Origin of the sequence: Actibacterium sp. XHP0104, assembly GCF_025751515.1 — a bacterium.
Lineage (GTDB): Bacteria > Pseudomonadota > Alphaproteobacteria > Rhodobacterales > Rhodobacteraceae > Actibacterium_D.
Genome location: NZ_JAOWLE010000005.1, coordinates 237,396 through 252,274, shown reverse-complemented (window position 1 = coordinate 252,274; position 14,879 = coordinate 237,396). Strand labels below are relative to the sequence as shown.

Genomic DNA, 14,879 nt, shown 5'->3' with positions numbered 1-14,879 from the left:
CATGACATATCGCATTGGCATCATCGGCGGGACCGGCGCCTTGGGCAGCGCAATCGCGCACGGCCTGATCACAAGCGCGACCATCGCGCCCGGCAATATCCTGTTGGGCGGGCGTCGGGGGCAGGGCGGTTTGCCGGGCTATCCGCAGGTTGGCTATACCTATGACCTGGCCGCGCTGGCCGCGGATTGCGATGTGATCTTGCTGTCTCTGCCGCCGCAACAGGCCCATGGCCTGCGCGTTCCGGTTGGCGACAAGCTGGTGATGTCGGTCATGGCGGGCATCACCATCGACACGATCGCCCGCATCACCGGCACGCCCCGCATCATCCGCGCCATGTCCAGCCCCGCCGCCGCGCAGCGCCAGGCCTATTCGCCCTGGTTTCCCGCGCCCGGCTGCCTGGATGCCGATCATGCCATCGCGCGGCAGATATTTTCCGCGATCGGCGCCACCGATCGCCTGACCATCGAGGCGCATCTGGATGTGTTCACCGCGATCACCGGCCCGATGCCGGGCTTTGTCGCGCTGTTTGCCGAAACCATGGCCGATTATGCCCGCGCCCAGGGCATCGCGCCCGAACTGGCCGAACGCGCGGTGCGCCAGCTGTTTTCGGCCGCCGGGCCGGTCTTGGCCTCGCCCGGTCAGCAGGTGCAGGCGATGATCGACTATGCCGGCACGACCGCCGCCGGCATGGTGGCGATGCGCGAGGCGGGGTTGGGGCAGGTGGTGGCCGCCGGGCTGGATGCCGCGGTTGCAAAGGCGCGCGAGATGGGCGATGACGGGCAGGCTGACCCTCGCCCGGGCCTTTGAAAACAAAAGGGGGGCGGCTGTTGACAACCCCAACGACTCTTCATATACCGCGCGCACCTGTGCCGCAGGGGTTAGTGTCTCTGCCGGTGCAAAATCACAATTGAGTGGTCAAGATCCGGGCCGAAACGCCCCGATCCTCTGGAATTCCACCGCGTCGTTCCCGCGATCGAGGGAATGGATGCGGTATTGGTGTTTTGCAAACGTGCACGACACCGTCGAGAAGCGGCGTCCCCGGTTGGGGGCGAGTATTGACAAGAGAGCAACACGAGGAACGTGCATGCCAACGATCCAACAGCTGATCCGCAAGCCGCGGCAGCCGAAAGTTAAGCGCCAAAAGTCCATGCATCTGCAGGCCTGCCCTCAGAAGCGTGGCGTTTGTACGCGCGTCTACACCACCACCCCGAAAAAGCCGAACTCGGCTATGCGTAAGGTTGCCAAGGTGCGCCTGACGAACGGTTTCGAGGTGATTTCCTACATCCCCGGTGAAAGCCACAACCTTCAGGAGCACTCGGTGGTCCTGATCCGCGGCGGCCGGGTAAAAGACCTTCCGGGTGTGCGTTACCACATCCTGCGCGGTGTTCTGGATACCCAGGGCGTCAAAGACCGTAAGCAACGCCGTTCGAAATACGGCGCGAAGCGTCCGAAGTAAGGAGATCCCGGAATGTCTCGTCGTCACGCCGCTGAGAAGCGCGAAGTTCTGCCCGACGCCAAGTATGGCGATCGCGTGCTGACCAAATTCATGAACAACCTGATGATCGACGGCAAGAAATCTGCCGCCGAGAAAATCGTCTACAACGCCCTGGAGCGCGTCGAGAGCAAGCTGAAACGCTCGCCCGTCGAAGTCTTCCAAGAGGCTCTGGACAACGTGAAGCCCTCGGTCGAGGTTCGTTCGCGTCGTGTGGGCGGTGCCACCTATCAGGTTCCCGTCGAAGTGCGCCCCGAGCGCCGCGAAGCCCTGGCCATCCGCTGGCTGATCGCTGCTTCGCGCAACCGCAATGAAAACACCATGGAAGAACGCCTGGCCGGTGAACTGCTTGATGCAGCCAACAGCCGTGGCACCGCGGTGAAAAAGCGCGAAGACACTCACAAGATGGCCGAGGCGAACAAAGCCTTCAGCCATTACCGCTGGTAACTTTTGGCCTAGGACACAAAACCAATGGCACGCGAATATCCGCTCGAACTGTACCGCAACTTCGGTATCATGGCGCATATCGATGCAGGCAAGACCACCTGCTCGGAACGCATCCTGTACTACACCGGCAAATCCCACAACATCGGTGAGGTGCACGACGGTGCAGCCACCATGGACTGGATGGAGCAGGAACAGGAACGCGGCATCACCATCACCTCGGCTGCGACCACCACCTTCTGGGAGCGCACCGAGGACGGCCAGACCGCCGACACCCCGAAGCACCGCCTGAACATCATCGACACCCCCGGCCACGTGGACTTTACCATCGAGGTCGAGCGTTCGCTGGCCGTTCTCGACGGCGCCGTTTGCGTTCTCGACGCGAACGCCGGTGTTGAGCCCCAGACCGAAACCGTGTGGCGTCAGGCTGACCGCTACAAGGTTCCGCGTATGGTCTTCGTCAACAAGATGGACAAGATCGGCGCAGACTTCTTCAACTGCGTTCGCATGATCGAAGACCGCACCGGCGCCCGCGCCGTTCCCGTCGGTATTCCGATCGGCGCCGAGACCGAGCTGGAAGGCCTCATCGACCTGGTCACCATGAAAGAGTGGCTGTGGAAGGGTGAAGACCTGGGCGCCTCGTGGGTCCAAGTCGATATCCGCGACGAGCTGAAGGACATGGCCGACGAATGGCGTGGTAAGATGATCGAAGCGGCCGTCGAAGAAGACGACGACGCGATGATGGAATACCTGGAAGGCAATGAGCCCGACGTTCCGACCCTGCGCAAACTGCTGCGCAAGGGCACCCTGGCCCTGCACTTCGTGCCGGTTCTGGGTGGTTCGGCCTTCAAGAACAAGGGTGTCCAGCCGCTGCTGAACGCCGTGATCGACTATCTGCCCAGCCCGCTGGACGTCGTCGATTACATGGGCTTCAAACCCGGTGACGAAGAAGAAGTTCGTAACATCGCCCGCCGTGCCGACGACAACATGCCGTTTGCCGGTCTGGCGTTCAAAATCATGAACGACCCCTTCGTCGGCTCGCTGACCTTCACCCGCATCTACTCGGGCGCCCTGAAAAAGGGTGACACGATGCTGAACTCGACCAAAGGCAAGAAAGAGCGCGTTGGTCGGATGATGATGATGCACTCGAACAACCGCGAGGAAATCGAAGAAGCGTTTGCCGGCGACATCATCGCGCTGGCTGGTCTGAAAGACACCACCACCGGTGACACCCTGTGTGACATCAAGGATGCCGTGGTTCTGGAAACCATGACCTTCCCCGATCCGGTGATCGAGATCGCTGTTGAGCCGAAAACCAAGGCTGACCAAGAGAAGATGTCGCAGGGTCTGGCCCGTCTGGCCGCCGAAGACCCGTCCTTCCGCGTCGAAACCGATATTGAATCGGGTCAGACCATCATGAAGGGCATGGGCGAACTTCACCTGGACATCCTGGTTGACCGCCTGAAGCGTGAATTCAAGGTTGAGGCCAACATCGGTGCGCCCCAGGTGGCCTACCGTGAGACCATCAGCCACGAAGCCGAGGTCGACTACACCCACAAGAAACAGTCGGGTGGTTCGGGTCAGTTCGCGCGCGTCAAAATGGTCATCACCCCGACCGAGGCCGGCGAAGGCTACTCGTTCGAGTCGAAGATCGTTGGTGGCTCGGTTCCGAAGGAATACATCCCCGGCGTCGAAAAAGGCATCCAGTCCGTCATGGACTCGGGCCCGCTGGCCGGCTTCCCGGTGATCGACTTCAAGGTTGCGCTGATCGACGGTGCCTTCCACGACGTCGACTCGTCGGTTCTGGCCTTCGAGATCGCCGCCCGTGCAGGTATGCGCGAAGGTCTGAAAAAGGCCGGTGCGAAACTGCTGGAACCCGTCATGAAGGTCGAGGTTATCACCCCCGAAGAATATACCGGTGGCATCATCGGTGACCTGACCTCGCGTCGTGGTCAGGTGTCGGGCCAGGAGAACCGCGGCAACGCGATCGCGATCAACGCCTTCGTGCCGCTGGCCAACATGTTCGGCTACATCAACACCCTGCGCTCGATGTCCTCGGGCCGCGCGCAGTTCACGATGCAGTTCGACCACTATGAGCCGGTGCCGAACAACATCTCGGAAGAAATTCAGGCGAAATACGCCTAAGCGAAACAGCGAGAGGTGCGCCTACGGGCGCACCGCCTGCCACAGATTAACAGGAGGCCATTATGGCTAAGGCAAAGTTTGAACGCACGAAACCGCACGTGAACATCGGCACGATTGGCCACGTTGACCACGGCAAGACGACCCTGACGGCAGCGATCACCAAGTATTTTGGTGACTTCAAAGCCTATGACCAGATTGACGGCGCGCCCGAAGAGAAGGCCCGCGGCATCACCATCTCGACCGCCCACGTCGAGTATGAGACCGAAGCCCGTCACTATGCCCACGTCGACTGCCCCGGCCACGCCGACTATGTGAAGAACATGATCACCGGTGCCGCCCAGATGGACGGCGCGATCCTGGTTGTGAACGCTGCTGACGGCCCGATGCCGCAGACCCGCGAGCACATCCTGCTGGGTCGCCAGGTGGGCATTCCCTACATGGTCGTGTTCATGAACAAGGTTGACCAGGTCGACGACGAAGAGCTGCTGGAGCTGGTCGAGATGGAAATCCGCGAGCTGCTGAGCTCGTATGAATATCCCGGCGACGATATTCCGATCATTGCCGGTTCGGCCCTGGCCGCGATGGAAGGCCGTGACCCGGAAATCGGCGAAGAGAAGATCAAAGCCCTGATGGCCGCCGTGGACGAATACATCCCGACCCCGGCCCGCGCTGTTGACCTGCCCTTCCTGATGCCGGTTGAAGACGTGTTCTCGATCTCGGGCCGCGGCACCGTTGTGACCGGCCGTGTCGAGCGTGGCGTGATCAACGTTGGCGACGAGATGGAAATCGTCGGCATCCGCGACACCAAGAAAACCACCTGTACCGGTGTGGAAATGTTCCGCAAGCTGCTGGACCGCGGTGAAGCCGGCGACAACATCGGCGCCCTGCTGCGTGGTGTTGAGCGTGATGGCGTCGAGCGCGGCCAGGTTCTGTGTAAGCCCGGCTCGGTGACCCCGCACACCAAGTTCGAAGCCGAAGCCTATATCCTGACCAAGGAAGAAGGCGGCCGTCACACCCCGTTCTTCGCGAACTACCGTCCGCAGTTCTACTTCCGTACCACGGACGTGACCGGGACCGTGATTCTGCCGGAAGGCACCGAGATGGTGATGCCGGGCGACAACCTGAAGTTCAACGTTGAACTGATCGCGCCGATCGCCATGGAAGACGGCCTGCGCTTCGCCATCCGTGAAGGCGGCCGCACCGTCGGCGCCGGCGTCGTCTCGAAAATCATCGAGTAACAAAAAACCTTCGGGTTCGACGTGGGGCGGGGAATGACCCCCGCTCCACCTCTCAACCTCTAGCCGCGAAAGGCACTGACTATGCAGTCGCAAAACATTCGCATTCGGCTTAAGGCCTTTGATTACCGGGTACTGGACGCCAGCACCCAGGAAATCGTGAACACTGCAAAGCGCACTGGCGCGCAGGTTCGTGGCCCGATTCCGCTGCCGAACAAGATCGAAAAATTCACGGTTCTCCGTGGCCCCCACGTCGACAAGAAATCGCGTGACCAGTGGGAAATCCGTACCCACAAGCGCCTTCTCGACATTATCGACCCGACGCCCCAGACCGTGGACGCGCTGATGAAGCTCGACCTCGCCGCCGGCGTTGACGTCGAGATCAAGGTTTAAGGAGGGTATCGCAGATGCGCTCTGGAGTTATCGCAAAGAAAGTCGGCATGACCCGGCTTTTCATGGAAGACGGAAAGCAGATCCCTGTGACCGTTCTTCAGCTCGACAACCTGCAGGTTGTTGCACAGCGTACCGCTGACAAAGACGGCTACACCGCCGTTCAGCTGGGCGCCGGCACGGCCAAGGCCAAACGGGTTTCGGCCCCCATGCGTGGCGTTTTCGCCAAAGCCAACGTTGCGCCCAAGCGCAAGCTGGCCGAATTCCGCGTGGCCCCCGAAAACCTGATCGAGGTTGGTGAAGAGATCACCGCTGACCACTATTTCGCAGGTCAGTATGTCGACGTTTCGGGCACTTCGATCGGTAAAGGTTTTGCCGGTGCCATGAAACGCCACAACTTTGGTGGTCTGCGCGCCTCGCACGGTGTGTCGATCAGCCACCGTTCGCACGGTTCGACCGGTCAGTGTCAGGAACCGGGCCGCGTGTTCAAAGGCAAGAAAATGGCCGGCCACATGGGTGCTGCCCGTGTGACCACCCAGAACCTGCAAGTCGTGAAAACCGATGCCGACCGTGGTCTGATCATGGTCAAGGGCGCCGTTCCCGGCTCGAAAGGTGGCTGGGTCACGATCAAGGACGCCGTGAAGAAGCCGGTTCCCGAGAACCTGGTTCTGCCCGCCGCCCTGCGTTCGGCCCAGGTTGAAGCCGCCGCTGAAGAAGCGCCTGCCGAAGGAGGCGAAGCATGAAACTTGATGTGATCAAGCTGGATGCCGGCAAAGCCGGTTCGATCGAGCTGGCCGATGACATCTTCGGCCTGGAGCCCCGCGTGGACATCCTGCACCGTGTGGTCCGTTGGCAGCGCAACAACGCGCAAGCCGGCACCCACAAGGTCAAGACCCGCTCGGAGACCAGCTACTCGACCAAGAAGATCTATCGCCAGAAAGGCACCGGCGGCGCCCGCCACGGTGACCGCAACGCGCCGATCTTCCGCAAGGGTGGTATCTACAAGGGCCCGACCCCGCGCAGCCATGGTCATGACCTGACCAAGAAGTTCCGCAAGCTGGGTCTCAAGCACGCCCTGTCGGCCAAGCTGGCCGCAGGCGAGCTGGTCGTGATCGACGCCGCCGAGTCGGATGGCAAGACCGCGGCCCTGGCCAAACAGGTGAAAAACCTGGGCTGGAAACGTGCCCTGATCATCGACGGTGCAACGGTGAACGAAGGTTTCGCCCGCGCTGCCCGCAACATCGAAGGTCTCGATGTGCTGCCGTCGATGGGTGCCAACGTTTATGACATCCTCAAGCGTGACACCCTGGTGCTCACGAAGGCGGGTGTCGAAGCTCTGGAGGCTCGACTGAAATGAGTGCCGAAGCAAAACATTACGACGTGATCCGCAAGCCGATCATCACCGAAAAGGCCACCATGGCGTCCGAAAACGGCGCGGTTGTCTTTGAGGTCGCGATCGACGCGAACAAACCGCAGATCAAAGAGGCCGTCGAAAGCCTGTTTGGCGTCAAGGTGAAGTCGGTGAACACCACCATCACCAAAGGCAAGGTCAAGCGGTTCCGCGGCATGCTGGGCAAGCGTAAGGACGTCAAAAAGGCCTACGTGACCCTGGAAGAGGGCAACACGATCGACGTGACCACCGGTCTGTAAGTCGAGCGAGAGCCTGAAAAGAAAGAAACCCCGGCTGCGCCAGCGGCCGGGGTTTTTCGTTGCCAGCCCGGGCAGGGCAGGGCGGGGCGACACGCGCCGTCAGATCGGCACGTCGTCGTATTTACGCTTGACGCCCGTCCCGGATTGCTTGAGCGCCTGTTCGGTGGCTTCGGTCATCAGCGCGAACATCCGCTGCGCCTCTGCGGTGTAATCCTCCATCGCCTTGCGAAAGAACTCGGACTGCACCTGCGCCATCTCGACCGGCGACTTGCACGCCATAAAGGCGGCCTGGGTGTCCATATCCTCTTTCAGCCGCTCGGACAGAAAGCGGGCGCTTTCCTCCATCATGTCGGTCCATGCCTTGGCCAGCAGCGGGTTCCCGGCCATCATGGCCGCGGTCATCGCCGACATGCTGTTATCGGCGGCCTCGGGTTTCTTAGCGGATTTCGCCATCGCTTCTCTCCTGTTTTCTTCTTGATGGCCTAGTTTACTACGGATCGGGCAGGGGCGATTTGATCTGGATTGAATTCCCGCACCAAAGGCGCCATTCCGCCGGTCAGCGCTTCGGGCGCGCACGCGGGTTTGGCCAAAGAAACAAGGCTGCTGCTATAGACAACCCCCCGCAATCGCACTATACCCCGGCCATCGCGTGGCCTCGGATTCGTTCCGGGGCCCGTTGATTTTGGAATTTTGGGACCTTCGGGGCCCTATAACCTGGCCCCGCAAGGGGTCGCACATAGGCGGGGTAACCCGCCGTTAGCTAGACGGAAGACAGAAAGCATGGCACTCAAGTCGTATAAGCCGACGACGCCGGGCCAGCGTGGGCTGGTGCTGATCGACCGTTCGGAGCTGTGGAAAGGACGTCCTGTCAAAGCCCTCACCGAGGGTCTGACCAAGAAGGGCGGCCGGAACAACACCGGACGGATCACGATGCGCCGCCGCGGCGGTGGCGCGAAGCGTCTTTATCGTATCGTGGACTTCAAGCGGAACAAGTTCGACGTTCCCGCAACCGTGGAACGCATCGAATACGATCCCAACCGGACCGCATTCATTGCCCTCATTCGCTATGAAGATGGCGAGCAGGCCTACATCCTGGCGCCGCAGCGTCTGGCCGTTGGTGACAGCGTTGTCGCCTCGACCAAGGCTGACGTGAAGCCGGGCAACGCCATGCCGTTCACCGGCATGCCGATCGGTACCATCGTTCACAACATCGAACTCAAGCAGGGCAAGGGCGGTCAGATCGCTCGCGCTGCCGGCACCTATGCCCAGTTCGTTGGTCGTGACGGCGGCTATGCCCAGATCCGCCTGTCCTCGGGCGAACTGCGCATGGTGCGTCAGGAATGCATGGCCACCGTTGGCGCCGTGTCGAACCCCGACAACAGCAACCAGAACCTCGGCAAAGCCGGTCGTAACCGCCACTATGGCAAGCGTCCGTCGGTCCGTGGTGTGGTTATGAACCCGATCGACCACCCGCACGGCGGTGGTGAAGGCCGCACCTCGGGTGGCCGTCACCCGGTTACCCCCTGGGGTAAGCCGACCAAGGGTGCTCGCACTCGCAACAAGAACAAGGCGTCCAGCAAGCTGATCATCCGCTCGCGTCACGCCAAGAAGAAGGGCCGGTAAGACATGGCACGTTCTGTTTGGAAAGGCCCCTTCGTTGATTCCTACGTTCTCAAGAAAGCTGAGAAATCTCGGGAATCGGGCCGCAACGAAGTTATCAAGATCTGGTCGCGCCGCTCGACGATCCTGCCCCAGTTCGTGGGCCTGACGTTTGGCGTGTACAACGGTCAAAAGCACATTCCGGTCAACGTGTCGGAAGACATGATCGGTCAGAAGTTCGGTGAGTACGCGCCGACCCGTACCTACTACGGTCACGCCGCGGACAAGAAAGCGAAGAGGAAGTAAGCCATGGGTAAGGAAAAGAACCCGCGCCGCGTGGCCGAGAACGAAGCCATCGCCAAGACGCGCATGCTTCGCACTTCGCCGCAGAAACTGAACCTGGTTGCTGCCATGATCCGTGGCAAGAAGGTCGACAAGGCCCTGGCCGATCTGACCTTCAGCAAAAAGCGTATCGCTGACGACGTGAAGAAATGCCTTCAGTCGGCCATCGCCAACGCCGAAAACAACCACAACCTGGATGTGGACGAGCTGATCGTCGCCGAAGCCTATGTTGGCAAGAACCTGACCATGAAGCGCGGTCGCCCGCGTGCCCGTGGCCGGTTTGGCAAGATCATGAAGCCGTTTTCGGAACTCACCATCAAGGTGCGTCAAGTTGAGGAGCAAGCCTAATGGGTCATAAGGTTAATCCGATCGGCATGCGCCTGCAGGTGAACCGCACCTGGGACAGCCGCTGGTATGCCGACACCAAGGATTACGGGAATCTTCTGCTGGAAGACCTGAAAATCCGTGAGTTCGTCAAGGAAGAGTGCAAGCAGGCCGGCATCAGCCGTGTGATTATCGAGCGTCCGCACAAAAAGTGCCGCGTCACGATCCACACCGCCCGCCCCGGCGTGATCATCGGCAAAAAAGGCGCCGATATCGAAGTTCTGCGCAAGAAGCTGGCCAACATGACGGACAGCGAACTGCACCTGAACATCGTTGAAGTGCGCAAGCCCGAGCTGGACGCCACCCTGGTGGCCGAGAGCATCGCTCAGCAGCTTGAACGCCGTGTGTCGTTCCGCCGTGCCATGAAGCGCTCGGTTCAGAACGCCATGCGTATGGGTGCCCTGGGCATCCGCGTGAACGTCGCTGGCCGTCTGGGTGGCGCCGAGATCGCCCGCACCGAGTGGTATCGCGAAGGCCGTGTGCCGCTGCACACCCTGCGTGCCGACATCGATTATGCACATGCCGAGGCTTCGACCCCGTATGGCATCATCGGCATCAAAGTCTGGATCTTCAAAGGCGAGATCATGGAACACGACCCTCAGGCTCGTGACCGTCGCCAGCAGGAGCTCCAGGAAGGTCCCGCGCCCCGTGGCGCCGGCGGCCGTCGTTAAGGAGTTGACGAGATGCTGCAACCGAAGCGTACGAAATTCCGCAAGATGCACAAAGGCCGTATCCACGGCGAAGCAAAAGGCGGTTCGACCCTGAACTTTGGCACCTATGGTCTGAAATCGATCCAGCCTGAGCGCATCACCGCGCGTCAGATCGAAGCTGCGCGTCGTGCCATGACCCGCCACATGAAGCGTCAGGGCCGTGTCTGGATCCGTATCTTCCCCGACACCCCGGTGACGTCGAAACCCACCGAGGTTCGTATGGGTAAAGGTAAAGGTTCGGTCGACTTCTGGGCCGCCAAGGTCAAGCCCGGCCGCGTCATGTTCGAGATCGATGGTGTCTCGGAAGCCGTGGCGCGCGAGGCTCTGCGCCTGGCCGCGATGAAACTGCCGGTGAAATGCCGCGTGGTGGTTCGCGAAGACTGGTAAGGTCGGACATAAGCAAAATGATGAACCCCCGCCATTGGCGGGGGTTTTCATTTGGGAAGGCACCTGACCCGCGAAGGCGCTGGGTATCCGGGCGAACGTCTTACAGCAGAAGCGTGATAAGCAGGCTGTAGATCGAGAACGCCCCGGTCAGGAAAAGCGCCGCCACGTCTAGGCAGGCGATCCCGAAAAAGGCTAAAGACCACCCGGATCTGTCTTGCGGATAGCGGTTCCACCAAAGTAGGGCGATCATCTTGAGTGCAAAGATTGGCGTGATCAGCCAGGCCATGCCAACCGTCCAGAGGGGCACCAGTTTCAGTAGTAGTGACACCAGCAGGTTCCCGGTCTGGAACCGAATGAACAAGCGTTTGGCATCTGTTGGATACATACTGAATCTCGCTTCTGCTTACGCCCCGCAGCGATCTTGTGAAGGGCAGGGTACATAGGCAATAGCAAAAGCCCGAAATCCAAACTTTCCCTTGCCCTCTGGTAACCCCTCCCTTATAGAGCGGCATCTCACGAGACCCGGCGACGGGAATCGTGTGTCTGTCATTGAACCACCGGGTCTTTGGTTACCCTGATCAATCAGGGGCTGGCCGGTGTTTGAGAAAGGAAAAAGGCGATGAACGCCCAGGAACTGCGTGACAAGACGCCCGATCAGCTGCGTGACCAGCTGACCGCGCTCAAGAAAGAAGCCTTCAACCTGCGTTTCCAGCAGGCGACCGGTGCCCTTGAGAACACCGCCCGCATGCGTACCGTCCGTCGTGACGTTGCCCGCGTGCAAACCGTTCTGAACCAAAAAGCTGCCGAAGCGGCCGAGTAAGAGGAGCACTGAGACATGCCCAAACGTATCCTGCAAGGCACCGTGACCAGCGACAAGAACGACCAGACCATTACCGTTCTGGTGGAACGCCGCTTCACGCACCCCGTTCTTAAGAAAACCATCCGTAAGTCCAAGAAATACCGGGCTCACGATGCGAACAACCAATTCAAGACCGGCGACAGCGTCCGCATTCAGGAATGTGCGCCGATCTCGAAGACCAAACGCTGGGAAGTTGTGACCGCCTAAGGTCACGACCATCAGTCTAATCGAAACCCTGGGGCCTCGTCCCCACAGGTCGGGAGAAACCACATGATCCAGATGCAGACCAATCTGGATGTCGCTGACAACTCCGGCGCTCGCCGTGTTCAGTGCATCAAGGTCCTGGGTGGTTCCAAGCGTAAATACGCCTCCGTCGGCGACATCATTGTCGTCTCGGTGAAGGAAGCCATCCCGCGCGGCCGCGTGAAAAAAGGTGACGTCCGTAAGGCCGTCGTCGTGCGCACCGCCAAAGAAGTTCGCCGTGAAGACGGCACCGCGATCCGTTTCGATCGCAACGCAGCTGTTATCCTGAATAACAACAACGAGCCCGTCGGCACCCGTATCTTCGGCCCCGTCGTTCGTGAGCTGCGCGCCAAGAACTTCATGAAAATCATCTCGCTTGCTCCGGAGGTGCTGTAATGGCTGCGAAACTCCGTAAAGGCGACAAGGTCGTCGTGCTGGCCGGCAAGGACAAGGGCAAGCAGGGTGAAATCTCTGCCGTGATGCCCAAGGACGGCAAGGCCATCGTGGACGGCATCAATATCGCCATCCGCCACCAGCGTCAGACCCAGAACAGCCAGGGCGGCCGCATCCCCAAAGCGATGCCGATCGACCTGTCGAACCTGGCTCTGCTTGATGCCAACGGCAAAGCCACCCGCGTCGGCTTCCGCGAGGAAGACGGCAAGAAAGTGCGTTTCGCCAAAACCACCGGGGAGGCCATCTGATGCTGGATGCTGCAACCTACACCCCGCGCCTGAAGTCGCAGTACAAGGACCAGATCCGTGCCGCGCTGAAGGAAGAATTCGGCTACAAGAACGACATGCAGATCCCGCGTCTGGACAAGATCGTTCTGAACATCGGCTGCGGTGCCGAAGCCGTGCGCGACTCGAAGAAGGTCAAATCGGCTCAGGAAGACCTGACCGCGATCGCCGGCCAGAACGCCGTCGTGAACAAGGCCAAGAAATCGATCGCCGGTTTCCGCGTCCGTGAAGAAATGCCGCTGGGCGTCAAAGTGACCCTGCGTGGCGACCGGATGTACGAATTCCTCGACCGCCTGATCACCATCGCCATGCCCCGTATCCGCGACTTCCGCGGCGTGCCGGGCAAATCGTTCGATGGTCGTGGCAACTACGCCATGGGTCTGAAAGAGCACATCGTCTTCCCCGAAATCAACTTTGACAAAGTTGACGAGGTCTGGGGCATGGACATCGTGATTGCCACCACCGCGAAAACCGACGCGGAAGCCAAGGCGCTGTTGAAGCATTTCAACATGCCCTTCAACAGCTGAGCGCGGGGAGAGAGATAGATGGCTAAAAAAGCAATGATCGAGCGCGAGAAAAAGCGCCAGAAGCTGGTGGAGCAATATGCCGCCAAGCGTTCTGCGCTGAAAGAGATCGCGAATAACGAAGACCTGCCGATGGAAGAGCGTTTCAAGGCTCGCCTGAAACTTGCCAAGCTGCCCCGTAACAGCTCGGCCACCCGTCTGCACAACCGTTGCCAACTGACCGGTCGCCCGCACGCTTACTACCGTAAGCTCAAGGTGTCGCGGATCATGCTGCGTGAACTCGGCTCCAAAGGCGAGATCCCCGGCATGGTTAAATCGAGCTGGTAAGGAGGGTAAACATGTCTATGAATGATCCTCTTGGTGATATGCTGACCCGCATCCGCAACGCGCAGATGCGTGGCAAGTCCACCGTTCGCACCCCGGCCTCGAAACTGCGCGCCTGGGTTCTGGATGTGCTGCTCGACGAGGGCTACATCCGTGGTTACGAAAAGATCGACGGCGCCAATGGCCTGCCCGAGATCGTCATCAGCCTGAAGTACTTTGACGGCACCCCGGTGATCCGCGAGCTCAAGCGCGTGTCGACCCCCGGTCGTCGTGTGTACATGAGCGTCAAAGACATCCCCTCGGTCCGTCAGGGCCTTGGTGTTTCGATCGTCTCGACCTCGAAGGGTGTGATGTCGGATGCAGCTGCACGTACCGCCAATGTTGGCGGTGAAGTGCTCTGCACGGTCTTCTAAGGAGGTTTGGCAATGTCTCGTATTGGTAAGAAACCGGTCGAGCTGCCGTCGGGTGTTTCGGCGTCCGTCTCCGGCCAGACCGTAGAAGTTAAAGGCCCCAAAGGGACCCGCAGCTTTACCGCAACCGACGATGTGACCATCGCTGTCGAAGACAACGTGGTCAGCATCACCCCCCGCGGCTCGTCCAAACGTGCCCGTCAACAGTGGGGCATGTCGCGCTCGATGGTTCAGAACCTGGTTGATGGCGTCTCGGACGGTTTCAAGAAAGAGCTTGAAATCCAGGGCGTCGGCTACCGTGCACAGATGCAGGGCAACACCCTGAAGCTGTCGCTGGGCTATTCGCACGATGTCAACTTCGACGTGCCGGCCGGCGTGACCGTGACCTGCCCGAAGCAGACCGAGATCGTGATCGAAGGCATCGACCAGCAGCTGGTCGGCCAGGTCGCCGCGAACATTCGCGAGTGGCGCGCGCCCGAGCCCTATAAAGGCAAAGGCATTCGCTACAAGGGCGAGTTCATCTTCCGTAAGGAAGGCAAGAAGAAGTAAGGACGCGAAAAATGGCAAATAGCAAACGAGACCTGTTCTTGAAGCGCCGCCTGCGCGTTCGGAACAAACAGCGGAAAGTGAACGTCGGCAAGCTTCGCCTGTCGGTGCACCGCTCGAACAAGAACATCAGCGTTCAGCTGATCGACGACGTCAAAGGCGTCACCCTGGCATCGGCCTCCACGCTGGAGAAAGATCTGGGCGTGGTCGGCAAGAACAACGTCGAAGCGGCCGCCAAAGTTGGCACCGCGATCGCAGAACGTGCCAAGAAAGCCGGTGTCGAAGAGTGCTACTTCGACCGTGGTGGTTTTCTCTTCCACGGGCGTGTCAAGGCTCTGGCCGACGCCGCGCGTGAAGGTGGCCTGAAGTTCTAATCACTGCGGGTGGCGCTCGCGCCACCCCGATGATCCGGGGGCCAATGCCCACCTGGATTGAAACAACCGGCGCAGGCAGCGCC

25 protein-coding genes are annotated in these 14,879 nt (G+C 60.2%); 23 read left to right on the top strand and 2 right to left on the bottom strand.

Annotated elements, in window-relative coordinates:
- Position 1: 1 nt before the first annotated feature.
- From OE856_RS10380 to OE856_RS10340, 9 genes are all read left to right on the top strand, one after another.
- Positions 2-808, top strand: a complete 807-nt coding sequence (locus OE856_RS10380; RefSeq protein ID WP_263716033.1) for a pyrroline-5-carboxylate reductase family protein — start codon at positions 2-4, stop codon at positions 806-808.
- Between the two features lie 277 nt (positions 809-1,085).
- Complete coding sequence (gene rpsL / locus OE856_RS10375; protein WP_035253348.1) at positions 1,086-1,457, top strand: 30S ribosomal protein S12; 372 nt, start codon at positions 1,086-1,088, stop codon at positions 1,455-1,457.
- Between the two features lie 12 nt (positions 1,458-1,469).
- Positions 1,470-1,940: a 30S ribosomal protein S7 gene (rpsG, locus tag OE856_RS10370; protein ID WP_263716032.1), complete on the top strand. Its 471-nt coding sequence runs from the start codon at positions 1,470-1,472 to the stop codon at positions 1,938-1,940.
- A gap of 24 nt (positions 1,941-1,964) precedes the next feature.
- Positions 1,965-4,082, top strand: coding sequence for an elongation factor G (gene fusA / locus OE856_RS10365; protein ID WP_263716031.1), 2,118 nt, complete (start codon positions 1,965-1,967; stop codon positions 4,080-4,082).
- A 62-nt stretch (positions 4,083-4,144) separates the two neighbouring features.
- Positions 4,145-5,320 (top strand): elongation factor Tu, encoded by a 1,176-nt coding sequence (tuf, locus tag OE856_RS10360; RefSeq protein ID WP_263716030.1) that lies wholly within the window; start codon positions 4,145-4,147, stop codon positions 5,318-5,320.
- Positions 5,321-5,401: 81 nt separating this feature from the next.
- Positions 5,402-5,710 carry a 30S ribosomal protein S10 gene (gene rpsJ / locus OE856_RS10355; RefSeq protein ID WP_037209276.1) on the top strand — a complete coding sequence of 103 codons (309 nt, stop codon included), beginning with the start codon at positions 5,402-5,404 and terminating at the stop codon, positions 5,708-5,710.
- 14 nt (positions 5,711-5,724) lie between these two features.
- The gene (rplC, locus tag OE856_RS10350) at positions 5,725-6,450 is read left to right on the top strand and encodes a 50S ribosomal protein L3 (protein ID WP_263716028.1); all 726 of its coding nucleotides are present in this window, start codon (positions 5,725-5,727) and stop codon (positions 6,448-6,450) included.
- Positions 6,447-7,064 carry a 50S ribosomal protein L4 gene (gene rplD, locus OE856_RS10345; RefSeq protein ID WP_263716027.1) on the top strand — a complete coding sequence of 206 codons (618 nt, stop codon included), beginning with the start codon at positions 6,447-6,449 and terminating at the stop codon, positions 7,062-7,064. Before rplC ends, rplD begins: the two co-directional genes overlap by 4 nt.
- Positions 7,061-7,357, top strand: a complete 297-nt coding sequence (locus OE856_RS10340; protein WP_263716026.1) for a 50S ribosomal protein L23 — start codon at positions 7,061-7,063, stop codon at positions 7,355-7,357. Before rplD ends, OE856_RS10340 begins: the two co-directional genes overlap by 4 nt.
- Positions 7,358-7,456: 99 nt before the next feature.
- Here the strand turns inward: OE856_RS10340 and OE856_RS10335 are convergent, their stop codons facing one another.
- Positions 7,457-7,810: a phasin family protein gene (locus OE856_RS10335; RefSeq protein ID WP_263716025.1), complete on the bottom strand. Its 354-nt coding sequence runs from the start codon at positions 7,808-7,810 to the stop codon at positions 7,457-7,459.
- Positions 7,811-8,137: 327 nt separating this feature from the next.
- Between OE856_RS10335 and rplB the strand changes: the two genes are divergently transcribed.
- From rplB to rplP, 5 genes are read left to right on the top strand one after another with little or no spacing between them, the layout of a single operon-like run.
- The gene (rplB, locus tag OE856_RS10330; RefSeq protein ID WP_263716024.1) at positions 8,138-8,980 is read left to right on the top strand and encodes a 50S ribosomal protein L2; all 843 of its coding nucleotides are present in this window, start codon (positions 8,138-8,140) and stop codon (positions 8,978-8,980) included.
- A gap of 3 nt (positions 8,981-8,983) precedes the next feature.
- Positions 8,984-9,262 (top strand): 30S ribosomal protein S19, encoded by a 279-nt coding sequence (gene rpsS / locus OE856_RS10325; RefSeq protein ID WP_263716023.1) that lies wholly within the window; start codon positions 8,984-8,986, stop codon positions 9,260-9,262.
- Positions 9,263-9,265: 3 nt separating this feature from the next.
- Entirely contained in the window at positions 9,266-9,646 is a 381-nt protein-coding gene (gene rplV, locus OE856_RS10320; protein WP_263716022.1) for a 50S ribosomal protein L22, read from the top strand.
- The gene (gene rpsC / locus OE856_RS10315; protein WP_263716021.1) at positions 9,646-10,353 is read left to right on the top strand and encodes a 30S ribosomal protein S3; all 708 of its coding nucleotides are present in this window, start codon (positions 9,646-9,648) and stop codon (positions 10,351-10,353) included. Before rplV ends, rpsC begins: the two co-directional genes overlap by 1 nt.
- Before the next feature lie 12 nt (positions 10,354-10,365).
- Positions 10,366-10,779 carry a 50S ribosomal protein L16 gene (rplP, locus tag OE856_RS10310; protein WP_263716020.1) on the top strand — a complete coding sequence of 138 codons (414 nt, stop codon included), beginning with the start codon at positions 10,366-10,368 and terminating at the stop codon, positions 10,777-10,779.
- Positions 10,780-10,879: 100 nt separating this feature from the next.
- Here rplP and OE856_RS10305 read toward each other — a convergent pair whose 3' ends face one another.
- Positions 10,880-11,065: a hypothetical protein gene (locus OE856_RS10305; protein ID WP_263716019.1), complete on the bottom strand. Its 186-nt coding sequence runs from the start codon at positions 11,063-11,065 to the stop codon at positions 10,880-10,882.
- 333 nt (positions 11,066-11,398) lie between these two features.
- On the opposite strand from OE856_RS10305, the gene rpmC reads away from it, so the two are divergent.
- The 9 genes from rpmC (at position 11,399) to rplR (ending at position 14,796) form a co-directional block, all read left to right on the top strand.
- Positions 11,399-11,599 carry a 50S ribosomal protein L29 gene (gene rpmC / locus OE856_RS10300; RefSeq protein ID WP_263716017.1) on the top strand — a complete coding sequence of 67 codons (201 nt, stop codon included), beginning with the start codon at positions 11,399-11,401 and terminating at the stop codon, positions 11,597-11,599.
- A gap of 15 nt (positions 11,600-11,614) precedes the next feature.
- Complete coding sequence (rpsQ, locus tag OE856_RS10295) at positions 11,615-11,845, top strand: 30S ribosomal protein S17 (protein WP_263716016.1); 231 nt, start codon at positions 11,615-11,617, stop codon at positions 11,843-11,845.
- A gap of 63 nt (positions 11,846-11,908) precedes the next feature.
- Positions 11,909-12,277 carry a 50S ribosomal protein L14 gene (rplN, locus tag OE856_RS10290; protein ID WP_005621870.1) on the top strand — a complete coding sequence of 123 codons (369 nt, stop codon included), beginning with the start codon at positions 11,909-11,911 and terminating at the stop codon, positions 12,275-12,277.
- Positions 12,277-12,582, top strand: a complete 306-nt coding sequence (rplX, locus tag OE856_RS10285) for a 50S ribosomal protein L24 (RefSeq protein WP_263716011.1) — start codon at positions 12,277-12,279, stop codon at positions 12,580-12,582. The genes rplN and rplX overlap by 1 nt, the downstream gene beginning before the upstream one ends.
- Positions 12,582-13,145, top strand: coding sequence for a 50S ribosomal protein L5 (gene rplE, locus OE856_RS10280; RefSeq protein WP_263716010.1), 564 nt, complete (start codon positions 12,582-12,584; stop codon positions 13,143-13,145). The genes rplX and rplE overlap by 1 nt, the downstream gene beginning before the upstream one ends.
- Before the next feature lie 18 nt (positions 13,146-13,163).
- Entirely contained in the window at positions 13,164-13,469 is a 306-nt protein-coding gene (rpsN, locus tag OE856_RS10275) for a 30S ribosomal protein S14 (protein WP_263716009.1), read from the top strand.
- An 11-nt stretch (positions 13,470-13,480) separates the two neighbouring features.
- The gene (gene rpsH / locus OE856_RS10270; protein WP_263716008.1) at positions 13,481-13,879 is read left to right on the top strand and encodes a 30S ribosomal protein S8; all 399 of its coding nucleotides are present in this window, start codon (positions 13,481-13,483) and stop codon (positions 13,877-13,879) included.
- A gap of 12 nt (positions 13,880-13,891) precedes the next feature.
- Positions 13,892-14,425, top strand: a complete 534-nt coding sequence (gene rplF, locus OE856_RS10265; protein WP_263716007.1) for a 50S ribosomal protein L6 — start codon at positions 13,892-13,894, stop codon at positions 14,423-14,425.
- Between the two features lie 11 nt (positions 14,426-14,436).
- Positions 14,437-14,796 carry a 50S ribosomal protein L18 gene (gene rplR / locus OE856_RS10260; RefSeq protein ID WP_263716006.1) on the top strand — a complete coding sequence of 120 codons (360 nt, stop codon included), beginning with the start codon at positions 14,437-14,439 and terminating at the stop codon, positions 14,794-14,796.
- Positions 14,797-14,879: the final 83 nt, after the last annotated feature.

Coding starts and splice junctions, on each gene's coding strand:
- rplN (WP_005621870.1), top strand. CDS start 11,909: ATGATCCAGATGCAGACCAATCTGGATGTCGCTGACAACTCCGGCGCT.
- rplX (WP_263716011.1), top strand. CDS start 12,277: ATGGCTGCGAAACTCCGTAAAGGCGACAAGGTCGTCGTGCTGGCCGGC.
- rplF (WP_263716007.1), top strand. CDS start 13,892: ATGTCTCGTATTGGTAAGAAACCGGTCGAGCTGCCGTCGGGTGTTTCG.
- rpsL (WP_035253348.1), top strand. CDS start 1,086: ATGCCAACGATCCAACAGCTGATCCGCAAGCCGCGGCAGCCGAAAGTT.
- rpsG (WP_263716032.1), top strand. CDS start 1,470: ATGTCTCGTCGTCACGCCGCTGAGAAGCGCGAAGTTCTGCCCGACGCC.
- rplE (WP_263716010.1), top strand. CDS start 12,582: ATGCTGGATGCTGCAACCTACACCCCGCGCCTGAAGTCGCAGTACAAG.
- rpsC (WP_263716021.1), top strand. CDS start 9,646: ATGGGTCATAAGGTTAATCCGATCGGCATGCGCCTGCAGGTGAACCGC.
- rpmC (WP_263716017.1), top strand. CDS start 11,399: ATGAACGCCCAGGAACTGCGTGACAAGACGCCCGATCAGCTGCGTGAC.
- OE856_RS10340 (WP_263716026.1), top strand. CDS start 7,061: ATGAGTGCCGAAGCAAAACATTACGACGTGATCCGCAAGCCGATCATC.
- OE856_RS10380 (WP_263716033.1), top strand. CDS start 2: ATGACATATCGCATTGGCATCATCGGCGGGACCGGCGCCTTGGGCAGC.
- rpsN (WP_263716009.1), top strand. CDS start 13,164: ATGGCTAAAAAAGCAATGATCGAGCGCGAGAAAAAGCGCCAGAAGCTG.
- OE856_RS10335 (WP_263716025.1), bottom strand. CDS start 7,810: ATGGCGAAATCCGCTAAGAAACCCGAGGCCGCCGATAACAGCATGTCG.
- rplV (WP_263716022.1), top strand. CDS start 9,266: ATGGGTAAGGAAAAGAACCCGCGCCGCGTGGCCGAGAACGAAGCCATC.
- OE856_RS10305 (WP_263716019.1), bottom strand. CDS start 11,065: ATGGCCTGGCTGATCACGCCAATCTTTGCACTCAAGATGATCGCCCTA.
- rpsH (WP_263716008.1), top strand. CDS start 13,481: ATGTCTATGAATGATCCTCTTGGTGATATGCTGACCCGCATCCGCAAC.
- rpsJ (WP_037209276.1), top strand. CDS start 5,402: ATGCAGTCGCAAAACATTCGCATTCGGCTTAAGGCCTTTGATTACCGG.
- fusA (WP_263716031.1), top strand. CDS start 1,965: ATGGCACGCGAATATCCGCTCGAACTGTACCGCAACTTCGGTATCATG.
- rplR (WP_263716006.1), top strand. CDS start 14,437: ATGGCAAATAGCAAACGAGACCTGTTCTTGAAGCGCCGCCTGCGCGTT.
- tuf (WP_263716030.1), top strand. CDS start 4,145: ATGGCTAAGGCAAAGTTTGAACGCACGAAACCGCACGTGAACATCGGC.
- rplD (WP_263716027.1), top strand. CDS start 6,447: ATGAAACTTGATGTGATCAAGCTGGATGCCGGCAAAGCCGGTTCGATC.
- rplB (WP_263716024.1), top strand. CDS start 8,138: ATGGCACTCAAGTCGTATAAGCCGACGACGCCGGGCCAGCGTGGGCTG.
- rpsS (WP_263716023.1), top strand. CDS start 8,984: ATGGCACGTTCTGTTTGGAAAGGCCCCTTCGTTGATTCCTACGTTCTC.
- rplP (WP_263716020.1), top strand. CDS start 10,366: ATGCTGCAACCGAAGCGTACGAAATTCCGCAAGATGCACAAAGGCCGT.
- rpsQ (WP_263716016.1), top strand. CDS start 11,615: ATGCCCAAACGTATCCTGCAAGGCACCGTGACCAGCGACAAGAACGAC.
- rplC (WP_263716028.1), top strand. CDS start 5,725: ATGCGCTCTGGAGTTATCGCAAAGAAAGTCGGCATGACCCGGCTTTTC.